13 protein-coding genes and 1 pseudogene are annotated in these 12,926 nt (G+C 27.5%); all 14 read right to left on the reverse strand.

What is annotated here, in order from left to right; translation table 11 throughout:
* Positions 1-153 precede the first annotated feature (153 nt).
* The gene (locus tag J7G74_RS15750; RefSeq protein WP_297137074.1) at positions 154-1,089 is read right to left on the reverse strand and encodes a peptidase U32 family protein; all 936 of its coding nucleotides are present in this window, start codon (positions 1,087-1,089) and stop codon (positions 154-156) included.
* Positions 1,089-1,751, reverse strand: a complete 663-nt coding sequence (locus J7G74_RS15755) for an O-methyltransferase (RefSeq protein ID WP_297137076.1) — start codon at positions 1,749-1,751, stop codon at positions 1,089-1,091. The genes J7G74_RS15750 and J7G74_RS15755 overlap by 1 nt, the downstream gene beginning before the upstream one ends.
* A gap of 113 nt (positions 1,752-1,864) precedes the next feature.
* On the reverse strand, positions 1,865-2,923 hold the full coding sequence (mltG, locus tag J7G74_RS15760) for an endolytic transglycosylase MltG (RefSeq protein ID WP_297137077.1): 1,059 nt from the start codon (positions 2,921-2,923) through the stop codon (positions 1,865-1,867).
* 336 nt (positions 2,924-3,259) lie between these two features.
* On the reverse strand, positions 3,260-4,585 hold the full coding sequence (locus J7G74_RS15765; protein ID WP_297137078.1) for a pyrimidine-nucleoside phosphorylase: 1,326 nt from the start codon (positions 4,583-4,585) through the stop codon (positions 3,260-3,262).
* 26 nt (positions 4,586-4,611) lie between these two features.
* Positions 4,612-5,784, reverse strand: coding sequence for a phosphopentomutase (locus J7G74_RS15770; protein ID WP_297137079.1), 1,173 nt, complete (start codon positions 5,782-5,784; stop codon positions 4,612-4,614).
* Positions 5,785-6,687 carry a tyrosine-type recombinase/integrase gene (locus J7G74_RS15775; RefSeq protein WP_297137081.1) on the reverse strand — a complete coding sequence of 301 codons (903 nt, stop codon included), beginning with the start codon at positions 6,685-6,687 and terminating at the stop codon, positions 5,785-5,787.
* 12 nt (positions 6,688-6,699) lie between these two features.
* On the reverse strand, positions 6,700-7,311 hold the full coding sequence (locus tag J7G74_RS15780; protein ID WP_297137082.1) for a hypothetical protein: 612 nt from the start codon (positions 7,309-7,311) through the stop codon (positions 6,700-6,702).
* A gap of 58 nt (positions 7,312-7,369) precedes the next feature.
* Positions 7,370-7,900, reverse strand: a complete 531-nt coding sequence (locus tag J7G74_RS15785; protein WP_297137084.1) for an NUDIX hydrolase — start codon at positions 7,898-7,900, stop codon at positions 7,370-7,372.
* On the reverse strand, positions 7,872-8,969 hold the full coding sequence (locus tag J7G74_RS15790) for a DUF3866 family protein (protein WP_297137086.1): 1,098 nt from the start codon (positions 8,967-8,969) through the stop codon (positions 7,872-7,874). Before J7G74_RS15790 ends, J7G74_RS15785 begins: the two co-directional genes overlap by 29 nt.
* A gap of 4 nt (positions 8,970-8,973) precedes the next feature.
* Positions 8,974-9,738, reverse strand: coding sequence for a glycosyl transferase (locus tag J7G74_RS15795; protein ID WP_297137093.1), 765 nt, complete (start codon positions 9,736-9,738; stop codon positions 8,974-8,976).
* A gap of 64 nt (positions 9,739-9,802) precedes the next feature.
* Positions 9,803-10,495 (reverse strand): glycosyltransferase family 2 protein, encoded by a 693-nt coding sequence (locus tag J7G74_RS15800; RefSeq protein WP_297137088.1) that lies wholly within the window; start codon positions 10,493-10,495, stop codon positions 9,803-9,805.
* Between the two features lie 18 nt (positions 10,496-10,513).
* On the reverse strand, positions 10,514-11,395 hold the full coding sequence (locus tag J7G74_RS15805) for a copper transporter (protein WP_297137089.1): 882 nt from the start codon (positions 11,393-11,395) through the stop codon (positions 10,514-10,516).
* Between the two features lie 22 nt (positions 11,396-11,417).
* The gene (gene steA / locus J7G74_RS15810; RefSeq protein WP_297137091.1) at positions 11,418-12,539 is read right to left on the reverse strand and encodes a putative cytokinetic ring protein SteA; all 1,122 of its coding nucleotides are present in this window, start codon (positions 12,537-12,539) and stop codon (positions 11,418-11,420) included.
* 117 nt (positions 12,540-12,656) lie between these two features.
* Positions 12,657-12,926: pseudogene (locus tag J7G74_RS15815) on the reverse strand (hypothetical protein); the annotation flags it as partial.

Genomic DNA, 12,926 nt, shown 5'->3' on the forward strand with positions numbered 1-12,926 from the left:
ATATATATTTCTATAGTAGATTGTATTTATAAGAAGATTTATTTTCTAATAATATCAAGTAATTGTTCAAACAATAAAATACCGTACACCTATAAAATATAGATATACGGTATTTTTAATATATAATTTAAATGTGTAATTTTATATTATTAATTACATTTCTACATTATAATCTTTAGGTTCTTCTAAATAAAAACCTGTAGTTAAAGGTCTATAGTCTATTTTTTGTAATTCTTTTAACCATTCTTCATCAAAAGTCCATTCATCTGGATTTTCTATAAATTTATCTATTGCTTTTCTGTATACAGCAACTACACCTTTTGTATAATCATTTGATCTTCTATTACCTTCTATAGTCAATGTTGTCACACCAGACTTAATTAATTCTGGTAGAAACTCTATCATGCATAAATCTTTAGATGCATAGAAGAATGTTCCTCCTTCATCTTCATATATAGGACAATATTGTCCAGGTCTTTTTTCTTCTACTAAATTATAATTTATTTCATCTACATATTCGCCTACATTTCTACTTGACATATAATTAGACAGTAATCTTCTTCCCGAATATGACATGCATATTCCTCCATGAACAGAAGCTTCTATTTCTAAATCTAACGAAGTATTTTTTCTCATATCCACAATATCTTTTAAACCTAATTCCTTTGCTATTATAACTCTTTTAATTCCTTGTTCATGCCAGAAATTTGCCGTTTCATAGTTATAAATATTAGCTTGAGTTCCCATATGAATTTCCATATTAGGTATAACTTTTTTCACTATTTCTAAAGCACCTGGTTCACATAGTATTACTGCATCTACTTTTGCTTCATCTAGTTTTAATAAATATTCTTCTAGTTTCATAAAATCATTATTATGAGGTAGTAAAGATATTGTGACATAAACTTTTTTATTTCTTTCATGTGCATATTCAATACCTAATTTTAAATCTTCCATAGTGAATTTTTCACTTAATGTATTCATTCCAAAAGTTTGTCCACCTATATATACTGAATCTGCACCATTATCTATAACACCTTTTAGCCCTTCTAAGTCTTTAGCAAAAGATGATAATTCTAATTTAAACATTATTCTTCAACCCTTTCTGATTCCTTATAGCTTAACGCAACTCCATCTCCAATTGGAATAAGCGATGTACTTAAATAGTCACAATTGCAGATATAATCTAAGTAATTTCTCATTCTTTTTACAATTGTTTTCTTTCTTCTCATTACTAAGTTATCGTCTGCTATCATTCCTTTATATAGAATATTATCAGATATTAGTAATCCACCAACTTTTAACTTATCTATTACTAAGTCATAGAATAATTTATATTGTCCTTTAGCTGCATCTAAGAATATCATATCAAATGTTCCATCTACATTTTTTAATAATTCCTCTGCATCTCCTTCTAAAAGAGTAATATTTTTTTCAAATCCTGATTTTTTAAAGTTTTCCTTTGCTCTTTCAATCATTTTTTCATTACGTTCCACTGTTATAATTTTAGCTCTTCCATCAGTTGCTGTAGAAAATAATATAGATGAATATCCTATAGCACATCCAACTTCTAATATTTCTTTTGGGTTTTGAACTTTTAATATAACCTTTAATAAATCTGAAACCTCTTTATGAACTATTGGAACATTGTACTCCGCTGCATACTCTTCTAGTTCTTTTAAAAGCCCTTCTTTATCCTTTAGGGTTTCTCTTATATACTTTTCCACCTCATGATTTACAATATTACTCAAATTAATCACTCCTTAATTTCTTACTAATTTCTTTTTTATTCAAATTAATAGGATTATACCTTAATACTTAAGACATAATCCCTTTAACAATCGCCTATAATATATATCTACCCTTATTTATCTGTAGAATAACTATTATTTCTTTCTTCTCTATCTTTTCTGTATTGTTCAACATTTTTTACGTGCTCTTCATATGTTTTGCTATAATTGTTTCCACCATCTATAGTTGCTACAAAATATAGATAATCAGATTTTGCTGGATATAAAACTGCTTCTATAGATGCTATACCAGGATTTGCTATAGGTGTAGGAGGTAATCCTTGATTCCTATAACTGTTATATGGAGAGTCAATTTTTAAATCATCATAAGTTATACTTTTCTTTCTTTTATCAAAAGCATACTGTATTGTAGCATCAGATTGAAGAGGCATACCAATATCTAATCTATTATAAAATACACTAGCAATTAAAGGTCTATCTTCATCTAATACAGCTTCTTTTTCAACAATAGAAGCTAGATTAGCCACTTCCCAAAGAGACATTTTAAGTTCTTTTTGTTTCTTTTGCAATTTTTCATTGTATTTAGAAGCAAAAGTAGAAAGCATATCACTTAATATTTCTCTTTCATTTTCATCTTCTTCAAAATAATAAGTACTTGGATACAAGAACCCTTCTAAAGATGTAATTTTTTCTTCATCTAAAAATTTAAAATCTTTTGCAAATTCCTTAGAATTTCCTATTAATTCTTTGTAAACTTCTTTTTCCCCAAGCTTATTTTTTACAAGCAAATCAATAATCTCATTAGATGTTGAACCTTCTGGAATTGTTATTTTAATGCCTTCATTATAAATTTTACCATTAACTAGATTGTTTATTATTTCATTGTTGGAAAAAGTTTGGTTAAATAAAAATTTTCCCGATTTAATCTTTGATGCATTATCACTTAATCTAACATATAATTTGAATAGTGTCTCATTTTTTATTAATTTATTTTCTTTTAAAATATCTGCAACTTGTCCTAAAGTAGACCCTGTTGGAATTTCTATTACTATGTCATCACTATTATTATTATCATATGGACCTGTTTGAATAAATACAAAAGTTGCCATAAATACTAATATTAATAATATAGATACTATAATTATTTTACTTTTGTTATTGTTCAAGTTCATAAATTAGTATACTCCTTATCATTGTTATATATCTTCTTTATTATAAATCTATAAATGAAATATTTCAATAAAAATGTCGATAAATAAGATTTTATATTAATTGCAAGCATAGTGACAACTTGAGATTTCTTGATTTCAAACTTTTAATAGTAAAAAATTCGCTTCGCTTAAGCCACTGCGTAAACGCTCCACTTCATATTGCCAACGGCTTTGCCCGTTGCTCAAATTTATCAGTTGAGATTATAAATTATCCACAATTAAGATAATTTATAATCACTAAAAATATAAAAAAGCTTAACTTTATTGTTTACAAGTTAAGCTTTTTTAATCATTTAATTAGAATTTAGTTATTCCATCTTTTGTTACTACACCATATATTAATTTTTTAGGCTCTGCTTTTTCTTCAGTTATAATATACGCATTTTTAAGTCTTCTTTTTGCATCTTCAAATTTTTCTTCTCTGTTAAAATGCATTATTGCTAAAGTATCCCCTTCTTTTACAAAGTCTCCTACTTTTTTCTTTAATATTATACCAGCGCTTAAATCAAGTTCATCTTCTTTAGTTTCTCTTCCTGCGCCTAAAACCATAGCACTAACACCTATAGATTCTGCCTCTATTTTATCTATAAAACCTGTTTTATCTGATTTTATTTCAACTATATGATTAGCCTTTTTAAATAGAGAGTAATCATCAACTACTCTCGGATCGCCCCCTTGATTTACAACAAATTCTTTAAATTTTTCTAAGGCTGCACCTGAAGTTAAAACTTCATTTATTCTTCTAACTCCATCTTCATAATCTGTAGCTATTTTAGATGACACTAACATATAAGCACCTAAAGTTTCACATAAGTTCATAAAATCTATCGGTCCATTTCCTTTTAATGCTTCTATAGCTTCTATAACTTCTAAAGCATTACCTACTGCACACCCTAAAGGCTCATCCATATCACTTATAATACCTATAGTCTCTCTATCCATTGCAGTACCTATTTCAACCATTTCTTTAGCTAGCTCAAATGATTGATCTAGTGTTTTCATAAATGCCCCATCTCCAGTTTTTACATCTAGAACTATAGCATCTGCTCCTGAAGCTAATTTTTTACACATTATGCTAGCTGCTATTAAAGAAATGTTGTCTACAGTAGCTGTAACATCTCTAAGAGCATACATTTTTTTATCTGCAACTGCTATTGATGCAGTTTGACCACATACAGCAATTTTTATATTATTAACAGACTCTATAAATTTCTCAGCCGTCATTTCTATAGAAAATCCTGGTATAGACTCCAGTTTATCTAAAGTTCCTCCAGTATGACCAAGTCCTCTTCCTGACATCTTAGCTATTGGTACCCCACAAGCAGCAACTAATGGTGCAAGAGCTATTGTTGTTTTATCTCCAACACCTCCTGTACTATGTTTATCAACTTTAACTCCATTTATAGCAGATAAATCAATTATTTCTCCTGAGTACATCATAGCTTCTGTAAGGTAAGCTGTTTCTTGCTTATTCATTTTATTTAAGTATATAGCCATAAGAAGAGATGCTGCTTGATAATCTGGTATTTCTCCTTTAGAATATCTCTCTACAAAAAATTCTATTTCTTCTTTAGTTAACTCTTCTTTATCTCTTTTCTTTCTTATAATATCATATATTCTCATAGCTGCCTCCTGATAATTTCGCCAAATTATTTCATTATTTCTTCCTTAAAACTTTTACCATTCTTTGGTAATTCTACATTAAGTATATCTGCTACAGTAGCTCCTATATCAGAAAAACTATTTCTTATACCTAAGTTTACACCTTGCTTTAATTCTTTTCCATATACAAGCACTGGTATATATTCTCTAGTATGATCTGTACCTTTATATGTTGGATCATTACCATGGTCAGCATTTATTATTAATATATCATCGTCTTTCATTGAAGATATTATTTCTGGTAATCTTGCATCAAACTCTTCTAATGCTTCTTTATATCCTAAAGTATTTCTTCTGTGACCATATTTTGAGTCAAAATCTACTAAGTTAGTAAATATAAGGCCATTATTTTCCTTTTTAATATAGTTTATAGTTTGATCTACGCCATCCATATTATCTTTTGTATGTATGGCTTCTGTAATACCTTGTCCATTAAATATATCTTCTATCTTACCAACACCTATTACATCAAGATTAGACTCTTTTATTGTATCTAATACAGTTGGGTCAAATGGATTTAATGAATAGTCTCTTCTATTTGAAGTTCTTTCAAATTCTCCAGCCTTTTTCCCTATATAAGGTCTTGCTATAATTCTTGCTACAGCATTATCTCCCATCATTATTTCTCTTGCTATCTCACACATAGAATATAATTCTTCTAAAGGTATAATCTCTTCATGAGCAGCTATTTGGAAAACACTATCAGCAGATGTATAGACTATAACATCACCTGTTTTCATTTGATGTTCACCATATTCATCTAGTATAGCAGTTCCTGATGCTGGCTTATTACCAACAACTTTTCTACCTGTCCTTTTTTCAAATTCATCTATTATTTCTTTTGTAAATCCATCCGGGAAAGTCTTGAATGGTTTATCTACTACAATTCCAGTCATTTCCCAGTGGCCTGTAGTTGTATCCTTACCACAAGAAAGTTCATCACATTTACCAAATGATCCTATTGGATGATTTTCTTTTTGTAAATAATCTATCCCATCTATGTTACCAAGTCCTAATTTAATCATGTTAGGTATCTTAATATCATTATGATTTTTTACTATATTACCTAAAGTATTAACTCCTATGTCTCCAAATTTCTCTGAATCCTTTAAAGCTCCTACGCCAACACTGTCTATTACTATCCATATTACTCTACTCATCTAGATTCCTCCTTTTATTATGTCCTCTTTTTTCCTTGGATGCTTATCCTTAATTTCTTTTCTAATATTATCATCCATCTGATTTAAGTATAATTGTAAACTTGATAAATTAGAATTTCCTAAAATTCTACCTACTACCGCTACATTTGCACCACCTTTTAATAAATGTAGAGCAAATGAATGTCTTAGTATACTAGGATTAATATTTTTACTTATATTAGCCATGGTTGCGTATTTTTTTATAACTTTCCATAACCCTTGACGAGTAAATCTTTGTCCTTGGGCATTTACAAATAAAGCACTTTCATCCTCTTTTACTAGATTATCTCTTCCTTCTTCAATATACTTTTGCAAATATAGTTTTGTAACTTCACAAAGAGGTATTACCCTTTGATTTTTTCCTTTATTACAATATAAGTAATCAATTTGTAAATCTACATCTTGTAAATCTAATTCTACTAACTCAGAAACCCTTATTCCCGTTCCATACAAAGTCTCAAATATAGCCTTGTCCCTCATTTTCTTAGGAGTATTTAGTTCTGGAAAATTTAAAATAGCTTCTACTTCTTCCTCTGTCAAAATTTCAATATTTTCTCTCTTTATTTTTGGTTTTTTAATATTATTAGCTGGATTTGAACTAGTAATATGATTTAAAAATAAATAATCATGAAAAGATTTTATAGAAGAAGTTACCCTTGAAACTGTAGCTACAGAAATATTTTGCTTTTCTAAATCAACTAAAAAGTTAATAATATCATATTCAACTACATCTTCAATTTTAATATTTTGATACTGCAAATAGTCCATATATTTTTTTAAATCTGTATAATATGAACATATGGTATTGTCTGATAATTTTTTTTTACATTTAATATATTCCATATATTTCTTCAAAACTTCCATATATAACTCCTTTTATCTTACTAGGAATTGTAAAATACCTATACTGACTGCATTTAATAATAATTGTGAAAATACACAAATTATTATTATTATTATACCATTTAATAAAAATCTTTTACCTAAAAATAGGATTCCTTCTCTTCTTCCTTTTTTATATTCCTCGTAAATATTTCTAATGTAGTATAAACTTATTACTATAAGTAGTATTGCCCCTGGTATTATAATAAAATTTTTTATAACCATTATCAATATCATTTTTATACTTTTAAGTTTTATTAATAAAATACAGCTATTAATAGTATAGCCGATTGATAACCCTTTTAATAAAAAACTTATTATAGCTAAAGGAAAAGTAACTATAAATAGTGTGGATAAAACTATTCCCCCAAGAAATACTATATCTTGTCTTAAATTTGAAAATATTACAGCACTTACATCAATGTTGCTTCCTTGGCTATAATAACTGTTTAGGCTATTTATACTATCTAATATTATATCTTGTCCATTTGAAAAAATCTTATTTAAATAAGTACCTATTGCTGTAAATATAATAAATAGAATGCCTATATAAATCATTTCTTTACTAATTGTATAGTTATTTTTTCTTCTTATTGTTTTTCTCAAATTTATAACCCCCTCTTATCCTAACATATATTTATGTTGTTTAAGAGGAGGTTATGCTTTATATTAATTCTTTACTTAATAATAATCCTATTACAGTTTTTGAATCACATATTTCATTTTCATATACCATTTTATAAGCGTCTTCTATATCTATCTCACATACTTCTAAAAACTCATCTTCATCAAGTTTACTTTCACCTGGCGTTAACCCTTTTGCAAGATATATGAAGACCAACTGATTAGAAAATCCTGGGGTTGTATAATATTTATGTATTAATTTTAAACTATCTACACTATAACCTGTTTCTTCTTTTAGTTCTCTTATAGCACAATCTAAAGGTGTTTCTCCTATTTCTACTTTACCAGCAGGTAATTCATATAAAAATTGCTCAATTGCTTTTCTGTACTGCTTTACTAATACTATTTTATTATCCTCTGTTATAGCTACAATAGCTACAGCCCCATTATGCTCTATAATCTCTCTTTTTTGGTATCCCTTATTGGGCACTTCTACAGTGTCTACTCTTAATTGAATAGTTTTTCCTGTATAAATTAAATCACTACTTACTGTAGTTTCCTTTGTTATCATCACAAACCTCCATTAAGTAATATGCTGCAGTACTTGCTGCATCAAAGAATTCCTTATCTTGTTCGTAATTTCTGCCCATACTTCTCACTTTAAGATTAAAGTATTCTAAGTCTTCCCTACATTTATTATTTTCTAAGTATATAATATTATGCTTTTCAAATAATCTATTTTCTTTTATTTGTTCTTTTATATGTTTGAATTTTTTCTTATCATAAATTGTTACTGGTATATTTACACCAACGTTTACTATTTCTCTAAAAATAGTCATAGCATGATGTGATATACCCTTATGTCTATCTCTTTTATCTTCAAAACTTATTCTAGGAATTGCTATAGGCATTCCACCCAATTTTTTGATAGCATCTAGAACGGGACCTTGCTCTATCCCTGTAAATCCATACTTGGTTCCTGTGCCAGCTATTCCTGGTCCCATACTTACAAATACAACATCTGCATTTAATATTTCTTTTGCAGTAATTAAAGCTGTATATATATTAATACATTCATAGTCTCCACCAAATGCATTTCCAATGGTAATTGTATTATCTATTAATTTTTTTTCTTTTAAATTTTGTACATTTTTACTTAAATATATTGGAAGTGCAGCTCCATCTGTCATTATATAAACTAACTTTTTATTTGGATTATACCTTTTGTATGATGCAACAAATGGTGTTAGCATACTATGAAGTGTACCTACTACAACAGGCATTTCATCTAAACTTCCAAAATTATTAATAACATCATGATATTTACTTTCATGATCCTCTACTGCATCAATCTTTATTTGATAAGGAGTATATCTAAGCTTCATTATGTGACCACCATCAGATAATTCTGACTCCATATTGTTTAGATTGGAAATCACAAAATGATATCCACCAGTTCCCAAACTTAACTCCACTGCAGTAGTATTTAAAATAACTTTATCTCCTACTTTTATATTTCCACATATTTTAGGATAGTTGTATGCTCTTTGTATATCACCATTTACATTTACCCTTATATCATCTAATACTTCGTTACTATCTACTATTGATTCAACTATTCCTAGTTTTTTACTAATCATAAAATTACCTTCCTAATCTATCAATAAAGTTTAATACTTTATTATTTTCTATAATTTTAGTTAAAGAGAATTTTTCAGTAAATATATGAATTAATATTAAAAATACTAACCAACCTAATCTCACATTTAAAGTATATCCAAAAGCCATAAGTATACCTATAGATATACCCAATACATTTGAACCTGTATCTCCCATCATTGCTTTTGCTTTTAAGTCATAATTAAAATATGCAAGAACATTTGGAAGAATAAGAAGCGGAAGTATTTTTATATATCCTGTTAAAGTAACAAATATTGCTATCATTATTACTAAATAAGCTTTGATTGCTCTACCTGGTCTTAAGTCAAATAAATTCATTAAGTTTGTTGATAGAGCTATTATTAAAGTATTTACAATAATATCAGTTATGTTTTTCGATATTGCAACTGATATTATAAGTCCTACAAAACCTCCAAATAAGGCTTTGAATCCTCCTGTTGTAAGTTTACCTTTAAATAAGCTTTTGAAGTGACCTTTTAATCCACTTACATCTCTATTACCTATTATATCGTCTAGTATACCTGCAAAAAACATACATACTATTCCAAATATAAATAAAAATAAACATAACAATCCTATAGTATCAACTGTAAAAAATGCTAATATTATTCCATTTATTATTAGCATTGGAAGAAACACAATTCCCATGCTTACAGGTATCATCTCTCCCTTGTAATTTGGTCTAATTACATTACTATCAATTAATAAATTTTTGAATAAAGGTATCATTAAATATGTCCCAGCTAAACCTAAGATGAATATTATTCCTCTAAATATATAAGAATACAATATATTACCTCCATTCTTTTTTCTTTTTTCTTAATACTTTTTTAATATGGTAATATTGTTTACCTCTGTGTATAAAACCTTTTAAATCTCTTCCTGTTTCACTATGAGTCATATTAACAAGAACTTCTTTAATTCTATACCCATGTTTTAATATATCTATTGTCATTCCAACTTCAACACCATAACCATATGGTATTTCATCAAATTTTTCTAATACTTCTTTTTTAAATAGTCTTTGACCAGATAAAGTAGCATCTAATTCTACTCCTGTCATCTCAAGTACAGATTCTTTAGCAAGACCTTTTACGAAACCAAGTCCTCCTTTTTTCTTTGCCGGAGGGAATTTTGCTATTATCACATCTGCTTCATCATTTAATATAGGTGTTATTAATTTTGCTACTTCTTTAGAAGAACTTCCAAGATCTGCATCTAAGAAACCTATAATATCTCCCTTTTCCATAGCAACTTTTAAACCATTATTTAAAGCATAGCCCTTACCTCTATTTCTATCTTGAGTTATTACTGTTATTTTATCACTTTGAACTTCTTTTGCCATTTTTGATGTATTATCACTTGAACCATCATCAACAACAATTATCTCACTAATCTCGTCTATATTTTTTATATTTTCCAGCGTGTCTTTTATTTTATTTTCTTCATTATATGCTGGTATTATTATACTTATATAAGGATTCATTTTCTAATCTCCTTTATACTAATTGTTTTTGTAAGCCATGATTTCTTTGGCTAATTCAGATTGTCCATAATTCCCTACTATATTTTGATTTTTTAATAAAGTCGTTAAAGAAACTTTTCCTATACCTTCATTTATATTATCTATAGTTGATATATCATTTTCTGAATATAATTTTAATATTGTTGTATCAATATCACTTTGCGTAGCTGCTACTAAGTATTTATTTTTTTCTTTTAAACTGTCTACTAATAGTTTTTCTTTTACTTCAAATTTATCTTTAGCATCTTTTCCAGTTAATTCTCCTAGTAATACAACTGAATCAAAATCTTGGTATTTACTTTCATCAATACTATTAATTTTAATTACACCTAATTCTTCTAGTGCATGTAATTGATCATAACCTTTTGCATCAGTTAAAGAATTTACTATATATTTAATTACATCATTTGATGATTTAAAAGTCATATTTAAACCTTTAGATAGTTCTGTTAACTTTTCATTATCATTTATATTATCTTTAATTATTATATTAAAAGATAAATTACCATTAGCATTGTTTATAACTGTTTCTATATCTTCGCTATAATCATGATTTTCACTTGTAAGTATTATTCCTGTATTCTTATCTGTTAACATATCTTGAGTTAATACGTTCATATTTCTATTAACATATGATTTTATATCGTTTATATTATTATTTAAATTTTCTATTTCTGATTGTAAAGTTTTATTTTTATCTTTTAATGTATCAAATTCTGTATTAAAACTTTCTAATACTTCACTTTGTTGTTTAGTTAATGCTTGGTCATAGTTCAAGTTAAATCCAACTAATATCCCTACTCCTAAAGCTACAAATATAGCACATATTGTTACTATATAGTACTTCATATTTATATTCATGTTAATCCTCCTAAATTATATATTACATATTTAATAGTAACTTTAATCTTAATTGTATTATTCTAATAAATTGCTGTGTTGTTGGGGAAAAAGAAGCAAGTATTAGGACTGGGAATAAAGCTGCAATAATTAATGCCCATACATATTTAATTTTTAATTTGCTTTTGTAAAGTAAATTAACACCTTTTGCATCTATAAGTTTAGACCCTATTTTTAGTCTAACAAGGAATGTACTTGCCATACCTTTTCTTCCTTTTTCTAAAAAGTCAATCATATTTGAATGCGTTCCAACTGCAACAATAAGTTCGGCACCATATTCATATGCTGTCAACATTGCTATATCCTCACTAGTCCCTGGAGCAGGAAATACTATAGCATCTAATCCTAAATCCTGAATTCTTTTTAATCCTGGTGCTCTACCATCCACATAAGCATGTACTACTATTTCACCTGCTTTTTTTAATGTCTCATCACTAACACTATCCATATCTCCAACAATCACATCTGGTGTATACCCAAACTCAACTAATGCATCAGCTCCACCGTCAACACCAACTAAAATTGGTTTTACTTCTTCTATGTAAGAAATTATTGTACTCAAGTCTTCCTTATAATCTTGTCCTCTTACAACTACTAAAACATGCCTGTCTTTATACTTGGTTTTTACTTTTGGAATTTCTACTTCACCTAATATAAAACCTTTTTCTTTTTTAGCATATTCTATAGTATTATCAATAAATCTATCTAATTCTACAGACATATTATCATAAGCTTCTTTAATTTTTACTAATACCTTTTCCTTATCAAGTACATTACCTTCTCCTAAAAGTTGTCCATCTCTATAGATTTGCCCATTATTTACTTCGATTATTTGTCCTTCTTTTAAATCGTCAAATAATTCCTGTCCAATATTATCTATAATTAAAATATTTTTATCTGTTAATATTCCTGGCCCTTTATTTGGATATTTACCACTTATAGAAGGTGCTGCATTTATAACTAATTTAACTTTTCCTTCAACTAAAGAATTGGCAGCAACCTCATCTATATCCATATGATTTATTACTGCTATTTCTCCGCCTGTAAGTCTTTTTGCAAGCCTTTTAGTTTTTCTATCTACCTTTATAGGGGCTTCGACTCTCATTTTCTAACCTCCGATATTTTATTAAAATCTTATAACATTATAACATTAATTAAGAACAAAGGAAATATTTTATAGTTTTATAAGTTATTATATGTCTTTTTATTTCTCAATATCAAATTATTGTATTCTTTGTACTTTATCTAACAATATATTTTTTTCATTTAAACCTGGATCTTTTATTACTTCTTCCAGTAAATAATTGAGTATTTCACCAATTTTTTCATTTTTATATCCTAAGGATATAATATCATTGCCATTTATATTTAAATTTTTTATAGTATAACATTCATTATTTTCTTCAATTTCATGTAATATATCTATAATTTTATTAAAATATTTTTCATTATCATAAATTATCTGATTTATATCTAAATAAGTTTTAAATAA

The organism is Terrisporobacter sp. (assembly GCF_017888745.1).
Classification (GTDB): Bacteria; Bacillota; Clostridia; order Peptostreptococcales; family Peptostreptococcaceae; genus Terrisporobacter.